Consider the following 24,166-nt stretch of genomic DNA (forward strand, 5'->3'; position numbering starts at 1 on the left):
CTTCACTCCAACGGATCATGGGTCATGGTCGAGATGTGAAGCCGCAGGGCCGAATAGCCCGTGATACCGTCCAGCAGGATTGTCCCGATCTCGGAAGACGGCAGCATGGTATCGGCCTGCTGCGTGCTGCCGTTCACAATGATTGTGTCGGGCCGGACCTCGGCCACCACCCGCAAGCCGTCGCGGGCGGGGAAATCCATCCGCAAGGGGGCGCTTTGGCCAGGATGGATGTTGGTTTCAACAAAGCCTGCCTGCGACCAGACCGGAATACCATCTGTGTCATAGAGAACAGCCACGACCCGCACGATTGTTGCACTTTCTACTCCGTTGTTGACCGCAGTTGCCGTCAGGACGGGGTGATCCGCCGCCATCTCGACCCTTATTCCATTGAGCGAAACACCCCGATAAAGATCGGTCCCTGCGACCAAGGCGCGCCCTGTCACAAAGGCTTGCGTCGGGACTGCGTCGAGCGTTGGAGGAATCCACAAGGTCGGATCGAACTGACCCGCAGCCCTCGCATCCTGCAGTGACAGGACATCGTCAAAGTCGATCCGGTATCCACTGGTTTCAGCTGGCAGAAGCCTTTGGCCATTTACCACCCCCGCCGCCTGACGGGTGTCGTTCGCGTCCATTTCGCCAAACAAACTGACATAGGCGGGGTCACTGTCCGAATTCGTTACCTCGCCTACGATGGAATAGCGGCCCTGATGTTCCACAAGCCTCGCCTGCCCCAAAATGATGCGGGGGCGGTCAAGCCTGTCACGATGCAGGTCGGTCTCGGGACGCGGTTGCCGCCTGCCGACTACGTTCCAGACAACTGAGGTGTCACGCTGCAACCGGACGGGCGTTTGTGTGGCTGGCAGGGACGTCGGCGCGATGAACCATTGCCCGTCGCGCAGGACAGTTCGCACCCTGAGTACCTCTGTCCTGACATTGAGAGCGGTCAGCCAGTCGAGGCTCACCTCCCAATCGATCAGCGCAGGGCTGCTATCCTGCACTGTTAGTTGCGTTTCTGTCAGCTTGCCATAGGACGCAATCAACCCGCCCCGCCAACGCCAACCAAACATGACGTCGTCAAACGGCGGCCGTGTTTCCGGGTCAATCAGGTCATAGGCGTCCTCAAACCGGCGGAAATCGAGGTGATCGAAATAGGCCGTGACCACATCTTGCGGCGCGGGCGTCTTGGCCAGCTCCTTGCTCAACGCGACTGTAAACCACGTGCCCAGCGCAAAGACACTCAGGCCCAATCCTATGACAATGAGCCGTACACGGTTGGGATTGCCGAAGGCGGTCTGCGCAGGTACCAGCGGGCGTGGCTCCATCTGGTGGGCGCTCAGACCTCTGTTTAAGCCGGTGACCAAGAAAATCAGTGCGGCCAGTCCTAATGCCAGCGGTGGCACAGTGCCCCACATCAGCCGTTGGGTGTCCGGCAAGCTGCGCCGTGGTTGCAACACCGGTAGCGGCGCGACATCGGGCCGTTCCCAGACGGTCACACCATTGGACAGCCGGTTCAGCCGTGTCCAGCCACTGAATTGCAGCAATGGATCGTAGAACGCATCATTCGAGAATACGAATTTAAGGTGATACCGGTCCGCGTTTTCCAAAAATTGCTGAAGAGAGCCCAGACCGGGAACGCCGAGGTATTTGGAGTTCTCCAGACGTTCGACGGAGAACCGTGTCATATCTGGCAGCCGTCTTGCCGAATGGTAGTTTCCATCGACGGACTGTGCGGTCGTCTGAGCAGCCAGATAGGCGAACTGGTCACCAAACCCCAGCGTGAGATAACGCCATCTGTCATGCTCATCTTCTGACATGAATTTCACAATAGGGGCCGGGTCGATAAAGCGCGGCTGCGTGGGTTGAATGGTTGGAAGAATGGCAATGAAAACGGCCACGGCAGTCATTGATGCGAACAGACCTCCCACCACCAAACGCCGTGCCCCACGCCCGAAGGCCGCAATGAGGCTTTGGCCGGATCGCCCGTGCAATAGCCCGTCGATCATGTGGCCCATGAACGGCAGCACAAGGATCGTGGCCCAGAACGTAAATCGGTCCAGTGTCAGGATATCAAAGGCGCCACCGAGGATCGCACGCGGAATCGGCGTGGTCCCACCTGTGCCAAGGACAAAACAGATCAGGACCATCGCACCCAAGGGCCACAAACGTGTCGTCAGGGTTTTATAAACAACAAAAGGCAGAAACAGAATTGTAACGCCCCAAGGCAGCACAAAGAAGATCAAACCAAGGTCGGGGCGTTGGATAAAGCTTTCACGGCTCCCGTGCGGGATCGGCACCTGCGTGATCGGATCGTTGATCGACCAGATCCAGTAGGGAAAAACGGTGACAACAATGGCCCCGAGCATGAAGCCCGCCAGCAAAAGCCCACGCGCTACGGGCATGACAAAGCGGCGGAGATGCATGAAACGGTGCGGTCCAACTGGGACAATCTCGTGCACACTACGCAACGCTTGCAGTGCAAGCGGGATCACAAAGAGTACACCGCCGAAGATTGTGGTGACATGATGGGCAGCTGTCGTTGCGGCGGCAAAAACCACCGCAGCGAAGAAATTCGACAACCGGCCATAAACGATCCAGCGATAGACAAAGGGCAGACCGTTCAAAAAGATGCCCAAAGAAAAGATTGTCGGCAATTGCCCAAAGAGGTGAATTGTCTCAGAGACTGACGAGGCAAGTGTTGCGGCAACGGCGGCATAGCCTGCAGCGCGGGGCATGACCCACAGCAGGGAAAAACGGTAAACCCCGATGACGAGCAAGAAAAGGCCCACCATCTGCACGACCATAAACGCTGCGCGCAGCGGCAAGACATGCATCAATGCCGCAATCGACATATGTGTTCCCGGGGGATAACTGGTGGTAGAAAATCCTGTGTACCAGCGCGGCTCCCAGGTATCGAACCAGCTGCGGTGATAGCTGTCGCCAAAGAACATATGGATAAAGGCGTCGTAGGTATTGCCGTGTGTAAAGGGCAAAAGCCCACCATGAAAAAGCAGCGCCCCGGCGAGCGCCACAAAGAGCAAGCGCATCCCGTCGCTCGTCTGGCTGTCAAGATCGGAGTAGGGTCGCATGGACGTCACTCTGGCTCGCCCCCCTGGGTGCCCTAAAACTTAGACCAGACACCGCTCTTTGGCGATCATTGCGGCATGGGTGCGATTGCGCGCCTCGAGCTTGCGGCTGAGCGTTTTGACATGCAGTTTGATCGTTACTTCCTGCAGGTCCAGATCGCGCGCGATTTCCTTGTTGGATTTGCCTTCGCACAGCCCTTGCAAGACCGCCGTTTCACGCTCTGTCAAGTTTCCCACGGTCTTTTCCTGCGCCTTCTGCATGAAATCGAACGGGGCATAGACCTCGCCCATCGCCATGAACTTGACAGCGCTGACCATAGATTTGGAACCGAGCGTCTTGGGCACAAAGCCCATCGCCCCGGCTTCTATGGCGGCCTGCGCCACCGCAGGAGAGGCTGTTCCCGACAGGATAGAGACAGGAACCTTGCCGGCAGCCTCCTTCATACGCGCCAAGCCATTCAATCCATTCATGCCGGGCATGTTGTAATCCAGCAGGATCAGGTCGAAGACATATTCTCCCTGAACTGCCACCAAAGCCTCATCCAGCGTTGCGGCGGTTTCCACCACTGTGATGCCATCAGAACTGACCAGGAACGAGGCGATTGTCTCGCGGACAAGATCATGATCATCAGCAACAAGTACACGCATTTCAATCTCCGGCCTGAATGTAGTAGCAAAGCAAATCTGTGGGACATATCAGCTTGTGCGTCCCAAAAGTGGCTTTTTTTTGGGTAGTCTAAAGTATTTTAGCGAGTTTCTTTCGGGTAACATTTCGTAAACCACGATGCCGGACAACGGTACCAAGGCACAGTTACACGTGCATTGGATCATACGGCCTATCCTTTCGTATATGGGCATATTCCAATGACCATGTCGAAATCGGCTCTTGCTCTGTTACAGGTATCACAGTTTGAATAGAAACAATCACAGGCAAGGTCAGCGTTATGATTTTCACTCCCACTCCAACATTGTCAGTCTTGGCTTTGTGCCTTGGTCTGGGGATCGCCCCCGTTTCGGCGGTCGCCGAAACGCTGCTTACCGTGACACACGAAGGGAACGTACAAACATACGATCTGGACGCCTTGGAAGACATGGGCGCGGTCACCTTCGAGACCACAACGATCTGGACAGATGGTCCACAAAGATTCACCGGTGTACCACTCACAGAACTTGTCGAAGAGTTGAACTTGGAAGACGGCGTGCTGCTGGCATCGGCCATCAATGACTACACCGTCGAGATTCCGGTTTCTGATGCCGTCGAAGGGGGCCCCATCATCGCCTATCTCAACAATGGCGAACGCATGTCGGTCCGCGACAAAGGCCCACTCTGGATCGTTTACCCTTATGACAGCGATCCGGAATACCGGTCGGAACTGATCTACTCTCGAAGCATTTGGCAGCTTGACCGCATTGAAACGAGCGATTGATGCCACCTGATGGTCCTGCAAAGCCAAATCTAGATGGAATGACCACCACTCACAGGGCGCGCGCGAACACTTGGTTCGGCGCGCTTCTGGCATTTGTGGTGTTTTCCGCCTGCGCCGTTGGCATCTATTACCTCAGCGCCGACGCCCGGCGCGAAATCGATGCGCTGGCCACAGCAAACGCCGACAGCACACAATGGGCGCTTGCCCAGTCCGAGGTTGAATTACTGGCGCTACTGTCGGAGACCCTCAGGTCCGATCTGCCCGAAGAACAGCAGATTGAAAACGTACGGCGGCGTTTTGACGTATTCTATTCCCGCGTGAAGACGATGCAGGAAAGCGCAGTCTTGGCCGGCTTGCGACAAGATGACGATGCCCGCGCGAACTTGTCGGACGTTTCCGACCGATTGGACACTATTGTCCCGATTATTGACGGCCCTGATGCAGCCCTGATCGCTGCGTTGCCCGAGATCACCAGCCAGTTCGACGCCATGCGGCCTGCCGTGCGCGACGTGTCACTCATCGGCGTTGGTTATTTCTCGCGTGTTGCCGATGCTCAGCGCACGCGCGTCGCCGACGCCCTGTTGCGTTTAGGTCTTCTCACAACCCTATTGGTCGCAGCCCTCAGCGTTACGGCTCTCGCCCTCGTCAAATCCTTCCGCAACGCGACGAGGGACGGTCTGGAAAAGGCTGAAGCGCAAAAACGCATGGCGTTAATCGTGTCTACCTCTTTGGATGCAATCATTGCCGTCAACCTCAAGGGGCAAGTCATCGAATTCAACGAGGCCGCCGAAAAGATATTCGGTTATGCGAGGGATGAGATCATCGGCCAAAACATGGCAGAGAAGATTGTCCCCGACAAGCTGCATGCAGCACATGAAACCGGCATGAAACGATATATCAGAACCCGCGAGCGCCGGGTCTTGGGACAAGGCCGTGTCCAACTCGAAGCCAAGCACAAGAGCGGACGTATCTTCCCGGTCGAGCTTTCTATTTCGAGTGCGGAGGGCCCTGACGGAGAGATATTCGTTTCGTACCTGCGGGACATTTCCAACCGCGTCGTAAAAGAGGAAGAGTTGGTCAAGGCCCGCGACAAAGCGGTCGCAGGCGAAAAGGCCAAGGCCGACCTCGTTGCAGTCATGAGCCATGAAATGCGGACCCCGCTGAACGGCATCGTCGGAGCACTCGAACTTCTCAAGACGACTGAACTCAACAAGACCCAAGCCAACATGACAGACGTGATGGGCACATCGGCCGAGATGCTGCTTCATCATGTCAACGCCGTCCTCGATATGTCACGGCTCGAGGCTGGCGCCGCAGAGACCATCAAACGTCCGTTTGACCCGGCAACCGTTGCGCAGGAGTTGCTCAGCAGCCTCAAGATGTCGGCCCAAAATCGCGGCAACAAGCTCAAACTGAATGTCTTGGACCCGGACTTCAATCTGGTTCTGGGGGATCCAGGGAAATTCCGGCAGATCCTGACGAATTTGGTGAGCAACGCGATTAAATTCACAAGTCATGGGACGATCAACGTAGAAATCGAACCCCACTTCGCAGAAGAACAATGGGAGCTGCGTGTGAGCGACGACGGGATCGGCATTTCGGAAGAAGACCAAGCGAGGGTTTTCGACGATTTCGTCACCCTTGATACGTCCTATACCCGCGCACAAGAAGGCTCGGGGCTTGGCCTCGCCATCGTCCGGCGTCTGGTCAAGCACCTTGGCGGTGAAATCGGTGTCGAAAGCGAGACGGGCGCGGGTTCGGTATTTTGGGTCCGGTTGCCGACAAATGTCGCCTCCGAAACCAGCAGGCCGCAGCACCAAGAACGCCTCTCACCAAGGATTGCTCGGATCGACCAGACGCGCCCAAAGCTTTCGATCCTGCTTGTCGAAGACAATGCAATCAACCGGGTCGTCGCCCGTGAGATGCTTGCGCGCCTCGGCCATTCTTGCATTGAGGCTTACAACGGAGCTGAAGCGGTCAAACTTGCTGAGATCAAACCATTCGACGCGATTCTGATGGATATCAGTATGCCTGACATGGACGGGGTGGAGGCAACGACGCTGATCAAAGCCGGCACCGGCCCAAATGCACAAACGCCCATTTTTGCGGTAACCGCCCACGCGATGCCAGCCGACGTGGACCGCTTCAGAGCCGCCGGGATGGTCGACGTGCTGGTCAAACCCATCGGACTTGAGCGCCTTGAAGACTTGCTCAGCCTCCGCGAACAGCTGGACACTCTCCATGACGACGCCGGCCCCTATTGGGACAAGACCCATCAACGCGACCTCAGAGAGGTCATCGGAGAAGAAAAGTGGCGCGAACTCATGAAGCTGTTTGTGGAAGAGATGGATGCCGCCTGTGAAACCATATTCGCGCGAGGGCACAGGTCAGATATGGAGTCTCTGCGCCCCGATGTGCATAAGCTGGCAGGCTCCGCATCCACTCTTGGAGCGTCAAGACTAGGGGTGCTCTTGCGCAGGATTGAAGAACAACTCGATGTGAACGACCACCACGCCGCACGAGAACTGATCGGATTGGTTCCGGAGTGCTGGACGAATACCTGTAGCGACGAAATGCGCGGACAAGATGCAGACTGATGCGGCTTCCTTTGGGCCTCCCGTTATCTGCCTCGGATATATTCTTTCGCACCGGTAGCGAAGGCCAGCTTCCAGCCGCTTCCAATGGTCCGTGCGATTGGCAGAACCGGTTATTCTGTGCGCAAAGCCGCCATTCTCTGAGATTTACGTCAAAGTCCAGCCTGCCGGATCGGACCCTTTAAGACCGCGATCCATAAAGCCATCCAATGTCTGAAGCTCGCGAATTACTTTCAACACCGCCCCCCTGTTGCCACGCGGCCCCTGCCTTCATATCTGTAGCGCACAGAAAATACAGGAAGACCTATGCCAGACCGCAACCAAGCCGCTCTCGATTTCCTTCTCACCCGCCGTTCGCGGCCTGCCAAAACGCTGACCACCCCTGTGCCGGACCGGGCCACGCTGGAAACCCTGCTGACTGCTGCCGCGCGCACACCCGATCATGGGAAACTGGAACCCTGGCGCTTTATCGTGCTGTCAAAACCTGCTCTCTCACGGCTGGCCGCTTTGGTGCCCACGCGCGGCGCGGCACTTGGCATCGAGCCTGAAAAGATCACCAAGGCGCAGGACCAGTTCGCGAATGCCGACCTTGCCGTTGCGGTGATCTTCAGCCCCAAACCCAGCGAGAAAATCCCCCATATCGAACAGGTCTATTCCGCAGGTGCCGTCTGCCTCGCACTGGTCAACGCGGGCCTTGCGGCGGGTTGGGGTGCGAACTGGCTCTCGGGCTGGGCCAGCCATGATGCAACCTTCGTGACCGAAGGGCTCGGGCTTGCGCCCCATGAAAGCGTGGCGGGGTTCATCCACCTTGGCACCGAAACCAGCGCACCGCCGGAACGCCCCCGCCCCGACCTCGCGGCGATCACCACCTGGGCCAATACATGATCCTTGCGTCTTTTCTCAAGGCCATCGCCCAACTGCCGGACCCCCGCTTTCGCAGCGTGCTGTGGCGCGGGATCGGCTTGACAATCGCTTTGCTGGTGGGCCTTTACGCGGGCCTTCTGTGGCTGATCGAATGGCTGACCGCAGCCCCGATCACCCTGCCAGGCGTTGGCGAAGTCACATGGATCGGCGATCTGCTCAGCTGGGGGTCGCTCGGGCTGATCATCGTCATGTCGATCTTCCTGATGGTGCCGGTGGCTTCTGCCATCACGTCACTCTTTCTGGATGAGGTCGCGCAGGCGGTCGAGGACAAACACTTCCCCACACTCCCCGCGGTCCCCCATGTCACCTTCTGGGACGGGCTGCGCGACAGCGTGAATTTCTTGGGTGTGCTGATCGTGGCAAACCTCTTTGCCTTCATCCTCTACGGGCTGTTTCCCTTTGCCGCGCTCTTTATCTTCTACGCGCTGAACGGGTTCCTCTTGGGCCGCGAATATTTCACGCTGGCTGCCATGCGCCGTGTCGGACGGGTCCGCGCCAAAGCGTTGCGCAAGGAACACCAAGCGAAAATCTGGCTCGCAGGCTGCCTGATGGCCGTCCCGCTCTCATTTCCGCTGATCAATCTGGTGATCCCGATACTGGGTGCCGCAACCTTTACCCACCTCTATCACGCCGTTAGTCGCGACTGACCTCGGGGGTCGACATCCGCTCGAACCAGTCGATGTCGCGGACCGACACAGCCCCCGACAGGATCGTGCCCGCGATGACAACCCAGATCGGCACGGCCCACATCGTGGTCAGCCGTGCCTTGCGCTTGAAGCTGAAATTCGCAGGCGATGACGCATGCGTCCCCGGCACGATCTCACCGGCCTCGCCTTGGGTTTCAAGACGCAGCGGCAGGACGATAAAGAAAACCACCGTCCAAATGACTGCAAGCAAAACAAGACCGGATACGGGACCCAAAACGATATTCCTTATGTAGCGTGGCTATCCTTCAGATACGCCGTTTGCGCGTCAGGACAAGGGGCTAAACCTGCTCAAGCTCGATCAGACAGCCATTGAAATCCTTGGGGTGCAAGAAAAGCACCGGCTTGCCATGCGCCCCGATCTTGGGTTCACCGCCACCCAGCACGCGCGCACCTTCGGCCAGCAGATGATCACGGGCCGCAAGAATATCGTCCACCTCATAGCAGACATGGTGAATGCCGCCCGAGGGATTCTTGTCGAGAAAGCCCTGTATCGGAGAGCCTTCACCAAGCGGATAGAGCAGCTCGATCTTGGTATTGGGCAGGTTGATGAAAACAACCGTGACACCGTGGTCCGGCTCATCCTGCGGCGCGCCCACGTCGGCCCCCAGCATGGTGCGGTACTGCGCGCTTGCGGCCTCCAGATCAGGCACGGCTATTGCAACATGGTTCAGACGGCCAATCATGCGGGTCTCTCCTCTTTTGCACTTTATGGCGCGTGCAAACGTCGTGTGCAACGGACGATGCGGTTAATCACCTCTTCACCTTGTGCTGCTTTGAATGTGGGAGCTGCAACGAAGGGAAGAATCAGATGGCAACGCTTGATGAACTGATGTTTACCCGTGCGCCCACCGCACGCCGCCCGCTGCTGGGGCTGACCGTTCTTGTGGTCGAAGACAGCCGCTTCGCAAGCGAGGCGATCCGCCTGATGTGCCTGCGTTCGGGTGCGCGGCTCAGGCGCGCCGACAGTCTGGAAAATGCGCGGCGCCATCTGGCGATCTACCGGCCCAACGTGCTTTTGGTCGATGTGGGCCTGCCCGACGGGTCGGGGCTGTCACTGCTGCGGATGCTGGCCGCAGCAACCCCGCGGATCGAGGTGCTCTTGGGAATGAGCGGGGATGATCACGCGCATGATGTGATCGCCGCAGGTGCCGACGGCTTTGTCGCCAAACCGGTCGACAGCCTGCTGGGATTTCAAACCGCAATTCTGGAAAACCTGCCCAAAGAACGGCAACCCGCAACCCCCCGCGCGGTATCCGATGAAACGATCCGGCCCGATCTGGTCGCCTATCGCGACGACCTGCACCATATCGCGCAGGTGCTTGACGACACGGACGAAGATGACGCGCTGGACTATGTCACACAGTTTCTTGGCGGTGTGGCACGCAGTGCCAAGGATCATGACCTTGACGCCGCTGTCGCAAACCTGATCCGGCTGCGCCGCGCCGGCCAGAACGCAGCGCCCGGCGTCATCGCCCTGTCACAGCTGGTGCAGACACGGCTCGCCGCAGGCGGGCCGCTCTAGCGACAGCCGCCTAGCTTTCGGGCGGCAGAACGCGCAGGCGCAATTCGCGCAGCTGCTCGTTCTGTGGCTCGCTTGGCGCGCCCATCATCAGGTCTTCTGCCCGCTGGTTCATCGGGAACATGATGACCTCACGGATGTTCGACGCATTTGCCAGCAACATCACGATCCGGTCGATCCCCGCCGCACAGCCGCCGTGGGGCGGCGCGCCATATTGGAACGCATTGACCATGCCGCCAAAGCGCTTCTCGACTTCGTCCTTGCCATATCCGGCCAATTCAAACGCCTTGAACATGATCTCTGGGCGGTGGTTCCGGATCGCACCCGACACCAGCTCATAGCCGTTGCAGGCCAGATCATACTGGTAGCCGAGCACCTTGAGCGGATCACCCTCCAGTGCCTCCATCCCGCCTTGCGGCATCGAGAAGGGGTTGTGCTCGAAATCAATCTTGCCGGTCTCTTCATCCTGCTCGTAGATCGGGAAATCCACGATCCATGCAAAAGCAAAGCGGTCCTGATCCGTCAGGCCCAGCTCATCACCGATAACGGTGCGCGCCTTACCGGCCACACCTTCAAACGCCTTCGGCTTGCCACCAAGGAAGAACGCCGCATCCCCTAGACCCAGACCAAGTTGCTGGCGGATCGCCTCGGTCCGCTCCGGCCCGATGTTCTTGGCCAGCGGACCTGCCGCTTCCATGCCACCTTCAATCTCGCCGGAATTCAGCTTGGCCTGCGCCTCTTTCACCGAAATGCCCAGCTCTTGGGCCACCGCATCAGCGGTCTTTTCGCGCCAGAAGATATAGCCCATCCCGGGCAAACCCTCTTTCTGGGCAAAGGCATTCATGCGGTCACAGAATTTGCGGCTGCCGCCACCAGGGGCCGGAATAGCACGCACCTCGGTGCCTTCCTGCTCCAACAGCTTGGCGAAAATTGCAAAGCCGGACCCTGCAAAATGCTCGGACACGACCTGCATCTTGATCGGGTTGCGCAAGTCGGGCTTGTCGGTGCCATACCACAGGGCAGCATCGCGATAGCTGATCTGCTCCCATGTCTGGTCAACCTTCCGGCCGCCGCCGAACTCCTCAAAAATGCCGGTCAGCACAGGCTGAATTGTGTCAAACACGTCCTGCTGCTCGACGAAGGACATCTCCAGATCCAGCTGATAGAAATCCGTGGGCGACCGGTCGGCACGCGGGTCTTCATCACGGAAGCACGGAGCAATCTGGAAATACTTGTCATAGCCCGACACCATGATCAGCTGCTTGAACTGCTGTGGCGCCTGCGGCAGGGCGTAGAATTTACCGGGATGCAGGCGCGACGGCACCAGAAAATCGCGCGCACCCTCAGGGGACGATGCAGTGATGATCGGCGTCTGGTACTCGCGGAACCCGCTATCCCACATCCGACGCCGCATCGACGCCACAACGTCAGACCGCAGTTTCATGTTGTGCTGCATCGCCTCGCGGCGCAGGTCCAGATAACGGTACTTCAGGCGGGTTTCCTCAGGATATTCCTGATCGCCAAACACCATCAGCGGCAATTCCTTGGCAGCACCCAGCACCTCGATCGCGCGGATAAACACCTCGACCTCGCCGGTGGGCAGCTTGGGGTTCACCAGCTCGGGATCACGCGCCTTTACCTCGCCATCAATGCGGATACACCATTCGGACCGCACCTTTTCCACGTCAGCAAAAGCCGCCGAATCCGGATCACAGAGCACCTGCGTAATGCCATAGTGATCACGCAAATCAATGAACAAGATGCCCCCGTGGTCGCGCACACGATTGACCCAGCCCGACAGGCGGACAGTTTCCCCGACATTGGCGGCGGTCAGATCGGCACAGGTATGGCTGCGATAGGCGTGCATGGGTCAATTCCTCAAGGCATTAGGACGGTGCGGTTGGTCGGCCCGATACACCCCTTTGCCCGGATGAAGTCAACCGTTCCTCATCATCTTGCAAGAAAAACTCCCGCCGGAGGCACCAAAATGCGCAGAATTTTGGTATCAAGGTGCCTGACCCTAGCCCCGGTTCAGAACAAACCGGCATGCAGGCGCACCCGTCGCACAACAGCTTTCCTCGACACAGCGCAGACGCGGGTCCACCAAGCTGCGAAAAAGCGTCTCAAAGACCGCAGCATGCCAATGACACAGCGGCGTTTCACTGACTTCCCCGCGCACGATGGGGTTGTCCCTGATCTCGAAAACCAAAGGCCCCGTCACCGCAAATTCACCCGACCCCGCAAAGGTCCATGCATGTTGCGCAATCGCCTTTGACAGGACCGGCCCAGCCAGCGCAGCGGGCAGAACCCGCAACAACAGCTGCGCAGGTTTCGGAATGCGGCGCGCCATAATATAGCGCGCCGTCCGCTCTCCGGCGGCCCAGGCCAGCGACGGGGCCATCTCGGGTTCGATCGCGCGCAGGGCCTGATGCATGCGCGCGGCGGGCCCCTCCGGCATCATTCCCTCATCGCTTGGCGGCGCAAACACCCCTGCGGCGGCCATCACCTGATCACGCAAAGGCTGGCCACCCGCGCGTTCCAGCACGGGCAACAGTTGCAGGATCGCGTTCGGCCCGATCAGGCCCGCACCGCGATTGGCATCGTCAGGCGTCCTCCATTTGTTCGGACCCACCGCCGCAGGCCTTAATCTGCGCACCATTCGGCATCTTGAAATCGGCCGCACGTTCCGCAGCCCTTTCCTTGCCCTGTGCTCGGATCGCGGCACGGCGCTCGGCTGCTCTCGCGGCCTTATCGGCGCTGGCCTCCCAATCCTCCATCTGCGCCTCGGCAATCGTGCGGGTCTCGTCGAAATGGAAATCAAGGTTCTTCTTTGATTGCGGCCCCGTATAGCCCACCTTGCCCAGATCATAGAAGGTCCGCGCAAAGCCCGCCTTCATGAACGCCTTCAGACATCCCAGCAGATAGCGCCGCCGGAATCCTGTGCCGCGCCACGGATAATGGAACAGCGCCTTTTTCATATAGAACCGGCGGTAATTGTTCATCACACCATCCAGCAATTCGCCGCGCGTCATCGCTGCCGGTTTCATGATCGGGGTGACAAAGTTGTAGCGGCTGAAGTCGAAGATCTCGACCTGATCCTTCAACTCCTGAAACAGCGGCGTGAAGGGCCAAGGCGTGTACATCGCCCAGTTGGCAAGATCCGGCTGCCAGTCCCACGCCATCTTGTAGGTCTCGTTCAGGGTCTCGGGGGTCTCGTTGTCCAGCCCCACAATAAACTGCGCCTCAACCAGAATATCGGCTTCGCGCAGCAGGCGGATGGCCTCTTTATTCTCTTCGACCTTAGTTTCCTTGTTGAACTGGTCCAGCTTCATCTGTGCTGCGGCCTCGGTTCCCAGACTGACGTGAACCAAGCCCGCCTCGCGGTAGAATTTCAGCAATTCGCGGTCACGATAGATGTCCGTCACCCGTGTATTAATGCCCCATTTTACCTTATCCGGCAGCCCCCGCGCGATCAGCTCCTCACAGAACTGGATAAACTTCTTGCGGTTGATGGTCGGTTCTTCGTCGGCAAGAATAAAGAACCCCACCTGCTGTTCGTTCACCAGACGCTCGATTTCGTCGACCACCTTTTTGGGGTCACGCACGCGGTAATCACGCCAGAACTTCCACTGGCTACAGAACGAACAGGTAAAGGGACAGCCGCGCGCCATATTGGGAATAGCCACGCGCGTGTTCAGCGGAATATAGATATATTTCTCCCACTCCAGAATGGTCCAGTCAGGGTCGATCCCGTCCAGATCCTTGACGGTGCTTGCCGCAGGGGTCGCAACGATCTCGCCCTCATCAATGAACGCAAGCCCCTTGATCTTCCGCTTGTCGGCGGGCCAACGGCCATCGCGCACCGCAGACATCAGCTCGGTCACGATCTCCTCGCCCTCACCCCGCACGATCACATCGACCCACGGCGCCTCGGAGAGCACTTGCTTATACATAAACGTCGCATGAACCCCGCCCAAAACACGCAAAGCGCCGGGCGCATGCTCTTGCGCGATGCGCAGCACCTCCTCGGCCTTATAGATCGACGGCGTGATGGCGGTGACCCCGACAACATCGGGCTGCAACGCCGCAATCTTCTCGGCCAGAAATTCATCGCTGTGATCGTTGGTCATCGCGTCGATGAAATGGATGTCATCAAACCCGACACGGCGGAGCGATCCTGTGAGATACGCAACCCAGGCAGGCGGCCAGCTGCCCGCAATCTCGGCCCCACCCGAGCGGTAATTGGGGTGAACAAACAGAATGCGCATGGACAGCTCCTTATTATGTAAGTCTAGCTTTACATATTTAGCTGTCTATTTTTGTTGACATAGATCAAACGGCCCGTTCCGCAATCCGGCGCATCAAATCGGCGACAAATTTGAACTGCCTCTTGCACACCGCGTCGCCATCCCTATAACCCACGACAATTTGCAGATATAGGGGGCACTGCCATGCCAAAGCGTACCGACATCCAGTCGATCATGATCATCGGCGCGGGCCCCATTATTATCGGACAGGCATGCGAGTTTGACTACTCCGGCGCCCAGGCCTGCAAGGCCCTGCGCGAAGAGGGTTACCGCGTGATCCTCGTCAACTCCAACCCCGCCACCATCATGACCGATCCGGGGCTGGCGGATGCGACTTATATCGAACCGATCACCCCCGAAGTTGTCGCCAAAATCATCGAAAAAGAACGCCCCGACGCGCTCTTGCCGACGATGGGCGGACAGACCGGCCTGAACACCTCGCTGGCGCTGGCCGACATGGGCGTGCTGGAAAAATTCGGTGTCGAGATGATCGGCGCGAAACGCGAAGCCATTGAAATGGCCGAAGATCGCAAGCTGTTCCGCGAAGCCATGGACCGCCTTGGCATCGAAAACCCCAAGGCAACCATCATCACCGCCCCCGAAGTCAACGGCAAACGCGACATTAAGGCGGGCCTGCAACTGGCCATCGACGCGATCGAATATGTCGGCCTGCCGGCCATCATCCGCCCCGCCTTTACCCTTGGCGGCACAGGCGGCGGCGTGGCCTATAACCGCGAAGATTATGAATACTACTGTCGCACAGGGATGGAGGCCTCGCCTGTCGGGCAGATCCTTGTCGATGAAAGCCTGCTGGGCTGGAAAGAATTCGAGATGGAGGTCGTGCGCGACAAGGCCGACAACGCGATCATCGTCTGCGCCATCGAAAACGTCGATCCCATGGGCGTACACACCGGCGATTCGATCACCGTCGCGCCCGCGCTGACTCTGACCGACAAAGAATACCAGATCATGCGGACCCATAGCATCAACGTGCTGCGCGAAATCGGCGTCGAAACGGGCGGCTCCAACGTGCAATGGGCGGTCAACCCGTCAGACGGGCGCATGGTGGTCATTGAAATGAACCCCCGCGTATCGCGGTCTTCGGCGCTCGCATCCAAAGCCACGGGTTTCCCGATTGCCAAGATCGCCGCCAAACTGGCGGTCGGCTATACGCTCGACGAACTCGACAACGACATCACCGGCGTGACCCCTGCCTCGTTTGAACCCACAATCGACTATGTTGTCACCAAGATCCCGCGTTTTGCCTTTGAAAAATTCGCAGGCTCCGAACCGCACCTGACAACGGCGATGAAATCCGTAGGCGAGGCGATGGCCATCGGCCGCACCTTCCACGAGAGCATGCAAAAAGCACTGGCCTCGATGGAAACCGGCCTGACAGGCTTTGACGAAATCGACATCCCCGGCGCACCGGATGCCGCAGCCATCACCAAAGCGCTGGCCAAACAAACCCCCGACCGCATCCGCGTGATCGCCCAGGCCATGCGCCACGGCCTGTCCGACGACGATATCCACGCCGTCACCAAATTCGACCCGTGGTTCCTTGCCCGCATCCGCGAAATCATGGACGCCGAGGCCGAGATCCGCAAAAACGGCCTGCCCGTCACCGAAGACGGCCTGCGCGCGGTCAAGATGCTTGGCTTCACCGATGCCCGCCTTGGCAAGCTGACCGGCCGCACCGAGGATCAGGTCCGCCGCGCGCGCCGTAACCTTGGCGTCAACGCGGTCTTCAAACGCATCGACACTTGTGCCGCCGAATTCGAGGCGCAAACGCCCTATATGTATTCGACCTACGAAAGCCCCGTCATGGGCGAGGCCGAGTGCGAGGCCCGCCCCTCGGACCGCAAGAAAGTGGTCATCCTGGGCGGTGGCCCCAACCGCATCGGGCAGGGGATCGAGTTCGATTACTGCTGCTGTCACGCCTGTTTCGCCCTGACCGATCAGGGGTACGAGACGATCATGATCAACTGCAACCCCGAAACGGTGTCCACCGATTACGACACCTCGGACCGTCTTTATTTTGAACCACTGACATTCGAACACGTCATGGAAATCCTGCGCGTTGAACAGGACAACGGCACGCTGCACGGGGTGATCGTGCAATTCGGCGGGCAGACGCCCCTGAAACTGGCCAACGCACTCAACGACGCGGGCATCCCGATCCTCGGGACGACACCCGACAGCATCGACCTTGCCGAAGACCGCGAGCGTTTCCAACAGCTTGTGCAGAAACTGGGTCTGCGCCAACCACACAACGGCATCGCCTCAACCGATGAAGAGGCGCTGGCCATCGCCGAAGGCATCGGCTTCCCCCTCGTGATCCGCCCCTCCTTCGTGCTGGGTGGCCGCGCCATGGAAATCGTCCGCGATATGGACCACCTGCGCCGCTACATCTCTGACGCGGTGGTGGTTTCGGGCGACAGCCCCGTCCTGCTCGACAGCTACCTCTCGGGCGCAGTCGAAGTTGATGTTGACTGCCTCTCTGACGGCACCGCGACCCATGTCGCGGGCATCATGCAGCACATCGAAGAGGCGGGCGTCCATTCGGGTGACAGCGCCTGCTCATTGCCGCCCTACTCGCTCTCGGACGCGATGATCGCGGAAATCCGCGACCAGACCGAAAAACTCGCCAAGGCGCTCAACGTCGTGGGCCTGATGAATATCCAGTTCGCGATCAAAGACGAAACCGTCTACTTGATCGAGGTGAACCCCCGTGCATCGCGCACAGTGCCATTCGTGGCCAAAGCGACCGACAGCGCCATCGCCTCGATCGCCGCGCGTCTGATGGCGGGTGAGCCGCTGTCAAACTTCCCGCTGCGCGCGCCCTACCCCGCGTCCGAGAACCCGATGGACGTGCTGCCCATGGGCGATGCCTTCACGCTCGCCGATCCGCACACCCCGTGGTTCAGCGTGAAAGAGGCCGTCCTGCCCTTCGCCCGCTTCCCCGGCGTCGATACGATCCTCGGGCCGGAAATGCGCTCGACCGGTGAGGTCATGGGCTGGGACCGCTCCTTCCCGCGCGCCTTCCTCAAGGCGCAGATGGGTGCAGGCACCAACCTGCCCACGGAAGGGACCGTGTTCATCTCGATCAAGGATATGGACAAAACGGCGGATATGATCGAAGCCGGAAAAATCCTCCTGCAACTTGGGTTCAACATCGTGGCGACACGCGGCACGGCCCGCTGGCTGAGTGAAAACCAGATTGATTGCGAAATCGTCAACAAGGTCTACGAAGGTGGGCTGACCATCGTCGACCGCCTCAAGGACGGGCACATCGCACTGGTCTTCAACACCACCGAAGGCGCGCAAGCGGTCGAAGACAGCCGCGAAATCCGCGCCGTCGCCCTCTACGACAAAATCCCCTACTTCACGACAGCCGCAGCCTCACATGCTGCCACGCTGGCGATGCAAGCAAGGGAAGAGGGTGATGTTGGGGTGAGGTCGTTGCAGGGGTAATTGGTTTTTCCAAAGCACCCAAAAGTTGTACCAAAACAGCCACAAACTGGCCTCCGTTGGAGGCCACATTGCAGTTGCGATGAACAAACGATCAAAGAACTTATACGTTCTTCCCCATAAATGACATCGACATAGGAGAACGGGCAATGAAACTGATTAAAACTCTTGCAGCTTTTGTATTTGCGGCTGCCTGCACGACCTTTGAAGACATTGATGGAGGCTTAGATGCTTTCCAAGGACGATCAATTAACGATCTCATTTCTGTTATTGGCTTTCCCGAAGGCGAGCGCACGGTAGCGGGAAGAAAGCTGGTAGTATGGAGTTCTAGTCAAAATGTGACCACAGTTACGCCAGTGACAACTTATAGTTCTGGCACCGCAAACGCGTTTGGCAACTCAGGCTATGGATTTGGATCCTACTCCGGCACTTCAACAACTTACGTGCCTCAAACCGTCAACTATAATTGTACAATTATGGTTGAAATCGACCAAAATAATCGGATTCTAGGTCACAATTTTGAAGGCAATATCGGTGGTTGCGAACGCTATGCTGCAGCACTTCGTCCGTTTTTACAAGATGCAGCATCTTGATACTAAAGGCGTGAATCGAGTTCACTGAAAGCTCATCAGTTATTGGAGGGGAGCCGCCACGCAACTGCGATCGCCCCTCACTTCCCCATCTCCTTCAAAACCCGCGCCCTTCTCTCCTCTAAATCCGCTTCCAGCTTTTGCAAGCCACCCCAGCCGGGCCGTTCCATAAGTGTCTTGTCCAGCCGCTCGGGGTGCAACACCTAATCCGTGGTGTCCGGTCCGTCGATGATCGCGGCCAGCCGGTAATGCATATAGGCCCGCAGCACGCGGTTGATGCGCGGCTGATACCCCGGCCCCATCGCCTTGAAGAACTTCACCACATCCGCGTCCAACCGGATTGTCGCCCGCACGCGCTTGGGGTCACGGCGGTCTTTGTCCTGCCAGATTTCGTCCCACTCGCGGGGCATGCAGCGCAGTTTCAGCGCCACCGAATGCAGGTCATATTCTATCATCCGCAGCGCGTCGGTGGCATAGCTCCAATGGATGCGCTGGGTCTTGGTCATGTCTTTGGGGTCGGTCATTGGCCTGTCCTCCGCTGACCGTCAAAATGCCGCGAAAAGGTAAACAGCGGGATGCCCAAGCGTGCGCACAGGATGTGTACAGCCTGTGTACGCGTTGTGTACGCAGCGTTCCGGTAGATTTATTCCCCCACCCACCCTAGTCTGTCGGCAACAATCCAAGAGGCCAAAATGCACAACGTCGCCATCACAGGAACAGGGGTTTTCACCCCCTCACAGGTTATTACCAATGATGAATTGGTCGCCGCGTTCAACGATTACGCGGACCTCTGGAACGCCGAAAACGCGGCCGCCATTGCCGCAGGCGAAGTTGAGGCCAAACCCCATTCCTCCAGCGATTTCATCGTTGCGGCCTCGGGCATCGAGCGCCGCTATGTTCTTGATAAGGCGGGCGTTCTTGACCCCACCCGCATGTTCCCCAAGCTTGAAAAACGCCCCGATGACGCCCCCGGCTATATGGCCGAGATCGGCGTGGATGCCGCGCAAAAGGCTCTGGCCGAAGCGGGCGTTGACGCCGCTGACGTCGATCTGGTGATCTGCGCTGCCTCGAATATGGAACGCGCCTACCCCGCAATTGCCGTTGAAATTCAACAGCTTCTGGGCGCGGGCGGTTTCGCCTTCGATATGAATGTCGCCTGTTCCAGCGCCACTTTCGGCATTCAAACCGCCGCTGATATGATCCGCGCAGGCTCGATCCGCCGCGCGCTGGTGATCAACCCCGAGATCTGCTCGGCGCATCTGGAATGGCGCGACCGCGACTGCCATTTCATCTTTGGTGATGTCGCAACGGCAACGCTGCTGGAACGCGACGAAGACCTCAAGGGCCCGCATTTCAAAGTTCTTTCCACCCGCTGCGCCACCCAGTTCAGCAATAATATCCGCAACAATAACGGTTACTTACGCCGGACGCAGGATGCCATGGAAGACAGCCGTGATATGCAGTTCATGCAAAACGGGCGCAAGGTTTTCAAAGAGGTCCTGCCGCTGGTCAGCGCCCATATTGCGGATCACATGGCCGAAGAAAACATCGCCCCCCAAGACCTGCGTCGGCTCTGGCTGCATCAGGCGAATAAAACCATGAACGACTATATCGGCAAAAAGGTTCTGGGCCGCGCACCCTCCCCCGATGAACAACCCAACATCCTGCAGGACTATGCCAACACGTCCTCGGCCGGGTCCATCATCGCGTTTTCCAAACACTCCAGCGACTTGGCCGCTGGCGATAAAGGTTTGATCTGCTCCTTCGGTGCTGGCTATTCTGTAGGTTCTGTCATCGTTGAGCGCGCATAGAACCAGGATCGCCCCATGAAGCTGCTTATCACCACCTTACTGCTGCTCACTCTCGCCGCCTGTGGTGTGCCGTTTGTGCCGCTGATCTAGCGGGTCACATCCGAAACGGTGATCGCCGTCACGATGTCTCTTCCAGATGCAGCTTCATATCCAGTAGCACCTGCTGGAGCGCTGTGGTTTCCCGCAGCATCCGCTTGGCCTCGTTAATGGTAATGACCCCGTCCGCAATGGACTGGTTATACTCTGCCATCAGCATGGCAAAACGCTGGCTTAGCTTGATAACATCGGTGTTGATTTCACCCGTGCTATTGGCGCGCTCTGTGTCGTAGGACAGGGTGACACCCTTCAGTTCGGCCAGCGCAGATGTGACGTGCGGATAGGCCGCCGCTGCTTCGAGAGCGGCCACAGCATCGACCGGCATAAAACGGTCGGCGTGTTCGCTGCTATCAGAATAATAGCGCCCCAAGGTCGCCTTGGATTTCCCTGTCAGCACGCAGGCGGCTTCGATACCGACATCTTTGACCAGGGCCTCGGTATGTTTTTTCAAGTAGCCGCCATAACCCGCCATAGGTGTACTCCGTCATCGTGCTGCTGCCTCTTGCGGCAGGGGAAAATCATTTCGCTATTCCCATACAACGCCAATGCCCCGTGTGACAGAAATAATTCAGTCTCGTGTTTTGGGGCTGGTTAAAGAGTTGTCGCGCTGAGTGGCGCGATGTGTTTGGACCGCGGTCCGTTTTCATTGGGGTCAATTCATTCCAAAGCTCAACTAACGCCAATTTGCGTTGCGTATCGGTCTTGCCAAGCTGGCAAGACCGGCGCTAATCACTTTTCATGGCAAAGCTCTATTTTAACTACTCCACTATGAATGCGGGCAAATCGACCGTGCTCTTGCAGGCGTCGCACAACTACATCGAACGTGGGATGCAAACCTATCTGCTGATCGCGCGCTTTGATGACCGTGCAGGTGTTGGCCGCATCGGAAGCAGGATCGGCATCGGCGCGGATGCCGACACCTTTGGCGCCGAGGATGACCTCTTCGAGATGATCGCCGCCCGCCTGAACGCAGGTCCCTGCGCCTGTGTGTTCCTCGACGAAGCTCATTTCATGACGCCCGCCCATGTCTGGCAACTGGCGCGCGTGGTGGATGATCTGAATGTACCCGTCATGACCTACGGCCTACGCGTCGATTTCCGTGGCCGCCTGTTTCCCGCCTCAGCATCCCTTCTGGCTCTGGCCGATGAAATGCGCGAGGTCCGGACCATCTGTCATTGCGGCAAGAAGGCCACGATGGTGGTCCGCCGTGACGAAAACGGCAATGTGCTGGCTGCAGGCGATCAGATCGTCGTGGGCGGGAATGAACGCTATGTCTCGCTCTGCCGCCGTCACTGGCGCGAGGAAATGGGCGACTACGCCGATCCAAATATCGACTAGCGCCTATCATCTTGCCCGAAATACTCCCGCCGGAGGCTCCGGCGCGCTAGTAAAAGCTCTGCGGGTCGATATCGATCGCCATGCGCAGATTTGCAGGCAGACGGAACTGCCCCGCCCATTTGGCAAGCGCCTGCTGTAGCGGCGCGGATTTTTCTGCCTTCACCAGCAGCCGCACCCGATGCCGCCCACGCACCCGTGCAATGGGTGCCGGTGCCGGCCCAAAGACCTGCGCCCCGATCTGGCGCAACGGCCCATCCATGCGCGCCATTTCCGCGCCCAGATCAAAGACCTCCTGCACATTCGGGCTGCTCAGGATGATCCCCGCCATCCGACCATAAGGCGGCACGCCTGCGGCTTTGCGCTCTGCCGCCTCAGCGGCCCAGAAGCTTTCCTCATCGCCCGCCAGAATTGACCGGATGACCGCATGTTCCGGCTGATAGGTCTGCAACAGCGCCTCACCGGGGGTCTCCGCCCGCCCTGCACGGCCCGCAACCTGCCGCATCAGTTGAAAGGTCCGTTCCGCCGCGCGCAGATCAGATCCTTGCAGACCAAGATCAGCATCAATGACACCGACCAGCGTAAGCAACGGAAAGTTATGGCCTTTGGCCACCAGTTGCGTGCCAATGATGATATCCGTACCACCTTCGGCAATCTCTTCGATATGCGCCTTCATCGCGCGGGCCGAGCCGTAAAGATCAGAAGACAGCACAGCAACACGCGCGTCAGGGAAAAGTGCTGTCACCTCCTCGCCCATACGCTCCACGCCAGGACCAACAGCACTGAGCCGGTCTTCGGCATCACAGCTTGGGCATTTGGTAGGCAAAGGTTTTGTTTCGCCACACTGATGGCACATCAACCGCTTGAGAAACCGGTGCTCGACCATCCGCGCATCGCAATGATCACAGCCAATCTGATGCCCACAGGCCCGACATAGCGTGATAGGTGCATAGCCGCGACGGTTGAGGAAAATCAGCGATTGTTCGCCCTTCTCAAGCCGCTTCCGGATCGCGTCCCGTAGGGTGGGTGAAACCCACGTCCCCGCGGGCATATCCTCAACCCGCATGTCAATCGCCGCCATCTTCGGCATCACCGCCGCCCCAAAGCGCGACGTCAGTTCCAGCCGCGTGTATTTGTCTGCCTCGACATTCGCCCAGCTCTCAAGGCTGGGCGTGGCCGAGGCCAAGACCACCTGCGCCCCATTGATTGCCGCGCGCAGAACCGCCATATCGCGGGCGTTATACAGCACGCCGTCCTCTTGTTTGTAGGAGGTGTCATGTTCTTCGTCGACCACGATCAGCCCAAGGTTCTGATAGGGCAGAAACAGCGCCGAGCGTGCGCCAACCACTAGTTGCGCATCCCCCCGCCCGACCATGCGCCAGCAGCGGCGGCGTTCTGTCATGGTGACGCCAGAATGCCATTCAGCCGGCTTCATCCCGAACCGCGCCTCGACACGGTTGATGAATTCGCCCGACAGCGCGATTTCCGGCAAAAGCACAAGCGCCTGACGGCCCATGCGCAAACATTCGGCGACCGCCTCAAGATAGACTTCGGTCTTGCCTGATCCGGTCACCCCTTTCAGCAAGGTGGTGCCATAGGTGTCACTGCGCAACGCGGCGCGCAGCGTTTCAGCACCTGCTGCCTGATCCGCGCTCAAGGCCTTGCCGCCATAGTCGGGATCAAGCTGCGGATAGGGTACATCGCGCGGGGCCTCTTCTTCCGAAACAGCCCCAAGCTTGACCAGGCCTTTGACCACCGACGTACCAACCCCCGCCATCTCGGCCACCTCGCCCAAGGTGAACGACAGCCCCCCATAATCGCGCAAGACACCCAGAACCTTTTCGCGCGCATCAGTCATGCGGTCGGGGGTCTGATCGCCCAGACGGTAGATTTTGCGCATCGACTGCGCCTCTCCCAAGCCTGGTGCGCGGGTCGCAAGGCGCAGCATCGCGGTCATTGGCGTCAGGGTATATTCGGCAGCGCGCGTCAGGAAAACGCGCATCTCCTCGCGCATCGGGGCCACATCCAGCACACGGATGACAGACCGGATTTTCGCACGGTCATAATCACCCTTGCCCGCACCCCACACGACACCCAGCACCTTGCGCGGGCCCAAGGGCACCTCGACAAACGCACCCAGATGGCAGCCGCCCTCAGGTGCCCTGTAATCAAGCAGGCGGTCAAGCGGTTGCGCCGTCAACACGCCAACAAGATCACCTTCATGAAAAAAGCTATCGGTCATATCCGCCTTTGAGGGTTTCCGCCGCCTTGCAGATCAGGTAAATGCTGCATCATCAAACAC

Annotated in this window: 19 protein-coding genes; 9 read left to right on the forward strand and 10 right to left on the reverse strand. The window is 58.6% G+C overall.

Annotation, left to right across the window (positions count from 1 at the left end; all coding sequences use genetic code 11):
* Positions 1-2: 2 nt before the first annotated feature.
* Together SJY29_RS11305 and SJY29_RS11310 are read right to left on the reverse strand one after the other, a co-directional pair.
* Positions 3-3,086, reverse strand: a complete 3,084-nt coding sequence (locus tag SJY29_RS11305; protein ID WP_400082980.1) for a hypothetical protein — start codon at positions 3,084-3,086, stop codon at positions 3-5.
* Positions 3,087-3,125: 39 nt separating this feature from the next.
* The gene (locus SJY29_RS11310) at positions 3,126-3,731 is read right to left on the reverse strand and encodes a response regulator (RefSeq protein WP_400082983.1); all 606 of its coding nucleotides are present in this window, start codon (positions 3,729-3,731) and stop codon (positions 3,126-3,128) included.
* Between the two features lie 296 nt (positions 3,732-4,027).
* On the opposite strand from SJY29_RS11310, the gene SJY29_RS11315 reads away from it, so the two are divergent.
* The 4 genes from SJY29_RS11315 to SJY29_RS11330 all read left to right on the forward strand — a co-directional run bounded on the left by SJY29_RS11315 (position 4,028) and on the right by SJY29_RS11330 (position 8,675).
* Positions 4,028-4,510: a molybdopterin-dependent oxidoreductase gene (locus SJY29_RS11315; protein ID WP_400082986.1), complete on the forward strand. Its 483-nt coding sequence runs from the start codon at positions 4,028-4,030 to the stop codon at positions 4,508-4,510.
* Positions 4,510-7,107 carry an ATP-binding protein gene (locus tag SJY29_RS11320; RefSeq protein ID WP_400082989.1) on the forward strand — a complete coding sequence of 866 codons (2,598 nt, stop codon included), beginning with the start codon at positions 4,510-4,512 and terminating at the stop codon, positions 7,105-7,107. Before SJY29_RS11315 ends, SJY29_RS11320 begins: the two co-directional genes overlap by 1 nt.
* A gap of 303 nt (positions 7,108-7,410) precedes the next feature.
* The gene (locus SJY29_RS11325) at positions 7,411-7,989 is read left to right on the forward strand and encodes a nitroreductase (RefSeq protein ID WP_400082992.1); all 579 of its coding nucleotides are present in this window, start codon (positions 7,411-7,413) and stop codon (positions 7,987-7,989) included.
* Positions 7,986-8,675, forward strand: coding sequence for an EI24 domain-containing protein (locus SJY29_RS11330; RefSeq protein ID WP_400082994.1), 690 nt, complete (start codon positions 7,986-7,988; stop codon positions 8,673-8,675). Before SJY29_RS11325 ends, SJY29_RS11330 begins: the two co-directional genes overlap by 4 nt.
* On the opposite strand, the gene SJY29_RS11335 is transcribed toward SJY29_RS11330, so the two are convergent.
* Positions 8,662-8,949, reverse strand: a complete 288-nt coding sequence (locus SJY29_RS11335) for a DUF1467 family protein (protein ID WP_055687091.1) — start codon at positions 8,947-8,949, stop codon at positions 8,662-8,664. The two genes, SJY29_RS11330 and SJY29_RS11335, sit on opposite strands and share 14 nt — an antisense overlap.
* A 64-nt stretch (positions 8,950-9,013) precedes the next feature.
* A complete protein-coding gene (gene mce / locus SJY29_RS11340; protein WP_110278398.1) occupies positions 9,014-9,418 on the reverse strand; it encodes a methylmalonyl-CoA epimerase in 405 nt (134 codons plus the stop codon).
* Between the two features lie 125 nt (positions 9,419-9,543).
* Between mce and SJY29_RS11345 the strand changes: the two genes are divergently transcribed.
* Entirely contained in the window at positions 9,544-10,257 is a 714-nt protein-coding gene (locus tag SJY29_RS11345) for a response regulator (protein WP_400082997.1), read from the forward strand.
* Positions 10,258-10,267: 10 nt separating this feature from the next.
* Here the strand turns inward: SJY29_RS11345 and aspS are convergent, their stop codons facing one another.
* From aspS to bchE, 3 genes are all read right to left on the reverse strand, one after another.
* Positions 10,268-12,121 (reverse strand): aspartate--tRNA ligase, encoded by a 1,854-nt coding sequence (gene aspS / locus SJY29_RS11350; RefSeq protein WP_400083000.1) that lies wholly within the window; start codon positions 12,119-12,121, stop codon positions 10,268-10,270.
* Positions 12,122-12,274: 153 nt separating this feature from the next.
* Positions 12,275-12,886 carry a bacteriochlorophyll 4-vinyl reductase gene (gene bchJ, locus SJY29_RS11355; RefSeq protein WP_400083003.1) on the reverse strand — a complete coding sequence of 204 codons (612 nt, stop codon included), beginning with the start codon at positions 12,884-12,886 and terminating at the stop codon, positions 12,275-12,277.
* Complete coding sequence (gene bchE, locus SJY29_RS11360; protein WP_400083006.1) at positions 12,858-14,522, reverse strand: magnesium-protoporphyrin IX monomethyl ester anaerobic oxidative cyclase; 1,665 nt, start codon at positions 14,520-14,522, stop codon at positions 12,858-12,860. Before bchE ends, bchJ begins: the two co-directional genes overlap by 29 nt.
* Positions 14,523-14,705: 183 nt before the next feature.
* Between bchE and carB the strand changes: the two genes are divergently transcribed.
* A complete protein-coding gene (gene carB / locus SJY29_RS11365) occupies positions 14,706-18,035 on the forward strand; it encodes a carbamoyl-phosphate synthase large subunit (protein ID WP_400083009.1) in 3,330 nt (1,109 codons plus the stop codon).
* Positions 18,036-18,181: 146 nt separating this feature from the next.
* Complete coding sequence (locus SJY29_RS11370; protein ID WP_400083012.1) at positions 18,182-18,625, forward strand: hypothetical protein; 444 nt, start codon at positions 18,182-18,184, stop codon at positions 18,623-18,625.
* Between the two features lie 200 nt (positions 18,626-18,825).
* Here SJY29_RS11370 and SJY29_RS11375 read toward each other — a convergent pair whose 3' ends face one another.
* A complete protein-coding gene (locus SJY29_RS11375) occupies positions 18,826-19,146 on the reverse strand; it encodes a BrnA antitoxin family protein (protein ID WP_400083014.1) in 321 nt (106 codons plus the stop codon).
* 168 nt (positions 19,147-19,314) lie between these two features.
* Between SJY29_RS11375 and SJY29_RS11380 the strand changes: the two genes are divergently transcribed.
* Positions 19,315-20,433, forward strand: a complete 1,119-nt coding sequence (locus SJY29_RS11380) for a beta-ketoacyl-ACP synthase III (RefSeq protein ID WP_400083017.1) — start codon at positions 19,315-19,317, stop codon at positions 20,431-20,433.
* Positions 20,434-20,551: 118 nt separating this feature from the next.
* On the opposite strand, the gene SJY29_RS11385 is transcribed toward SJY29_RS11380, so the two are convergent.
* The gene (locus SJY29_RS11385; protein ID WP_400083019.1) at positions 20,552-21,001 is read right to left on the reverse strand and encodes a hypothetical protein; all 450 of its coding nucleotides are present in this window, start codon (positions 20,999-21,001) and stop codon (positions 20,552-20,554) included.
* Positions 21,002-21,267: 266 nt separating this feature from the next.
* Between SJY29_RS11385 and SJY29_RS11390 the strand changes: the two genes are divergently transcribed.
* On the forward strand, positions 21,268-21,867 hold the full coding sequence (locus tag SJY29_RS11390; RefSeq protein WP_400083022.1) for a thymidine kinase: 600 nt from the start codon (positions 21,268-21,270) through the stop codon (positions 21,865-21,867).
* A 46-nt stretch (positions 21,868-21,913) separates the two neighbouring features.
* Here the strand turns inward: SJY29_RS11390 and SJY29_RS11395 are convergent, their stop codons facing one another.
* Entirely contained in the window at positions 21,914-24,106 is a 2,193-nt protein-coding gene (locus SJY29_RS11395; protein WP_400083025.1) for a primosomal protein N', read from the reverse strand.
* Positions 24,107-24,166 lie beyond the last annotated feature (60 nt).

Origin of the sequence: Yoonia sp. R78084 (genome assembly GCF_044595625.1) — a bacterium.
GTDB lineage: Bacteria > Pseudomonadota > Alphaproteobacteria > Rhodobacterales > Rhodobacteraceae > Yoonia.

Coding starts and splice junctions, on each gene's coding strand:
- SJY29_RS11345 (WP_400082997.1), top strand. CDS start 9,544: ATGGCAACGCTTGATGAACTGATGTTTACCCGTGCGCCCACCGCACGC.
- SJY29_RS11370 (WP_400083012.1), top strand. CDS start 18,182: ATGAAACTGATTAAAACTCTTGCAGCTTTTGTATTTGCGGCTGCCTGC.
- SJY29_RS11315 (WP_400082986.1), top strand. CDS start 4,028: ATGATTTTCACTCCCACTCCAACATTGTCAGTCTTGGCTTTGTGCCTT.
- SJY29_RS11305 (WP_400082980.1), bottom strand. CDS start 3,086: ATGCGACCCTACTCCGATCTTGACAGCCAGACGAGCGACGGGATGCGC.
- SJY29_RS11390 (WP_400083022.1), top strand. CDS start 21,268: ATGGCAAAGCTCTATTTTAACTACTCCACTATGAATGCGGGCAAATCG.
- SJY29_RS11310 (WP_400082983.1), bottom strand. CDS start 3,731: ATGCGTGTACTTGTTGCTGATGATCATGATCTTGTCCGCGAGACAATC.
- SJY29_RS11395 (WP_400083025.1), bottom strand. CDS start 24,106: ATGACCGATAGCTTTTTTCATGAAGGTGATCTTGTTGGCGTGTTGACG.
- SJY29_RS11320 (WP_400082989.1), top strand. CDS start 4,510: ATGCCACCTGATGGTCCTGCAAAGCCAAATCTAGATGGAATGACCACC.
- aspS (WP_400083000.1), bottom strand. CDS start 12,121: ATGCACGCCTATCGCAGCCATACCTGTGCCGATCTGACCGCCGCCAAT.
- SJY29_RS11380 (WP_400083017.1), top strand. CDS start 19,315: ATGCACAACGTCGCCATCACAGGAACAGGGGTTTTCACCCCCTCACAG.
- SJY29_RS11375 (WP_400083014.1), bottom strand. CDS start 19,146: ATGACCGACCCCAAAGACATGACCAAGACCCAGCGCATCCATTGGAGC.
- carB (WP_400083009.1), top strand. CDS start 14,706: ATGCCAAAGCGTACCGACATCCAGTCGATCATGATCATCGGCGCGGGC.
- bchE (WP_400083006.1), bottom strand. CDS start 14,522: ATGCGCATTCTGTTTGTTCACCCCAATTACCGCTCGGGTGGGGCCGAG.
- mce (WP_110278398.1), bottom strand. CDS start 9,418: ATGATTGGCCGTCTGAACCATGTTGCAATAGCCGTGCCTGATCTGGAG.
- SJY29_RS11385 (WP_400083019.1), bottom strand. CDS start 21,001: ATGGCGGGTTATGGCGGCTACTTGAAAAAACATACCGAGGCCCTGGTC.
- SJY29_RS11325 (WP_400082992.1), top strand. CDS start 7,411: ATGCCAGACCGCAACCAAGCCGCTCTCGATTTCCTTCTCACCCGCCGT.
- SJY29_RS11330 (WP_400082994.1), top strand. CDS start 7,986: ATGATCCTTGCGTCTTTTCTCAAGGCCATCGCCCAACTGCCGGACCCC.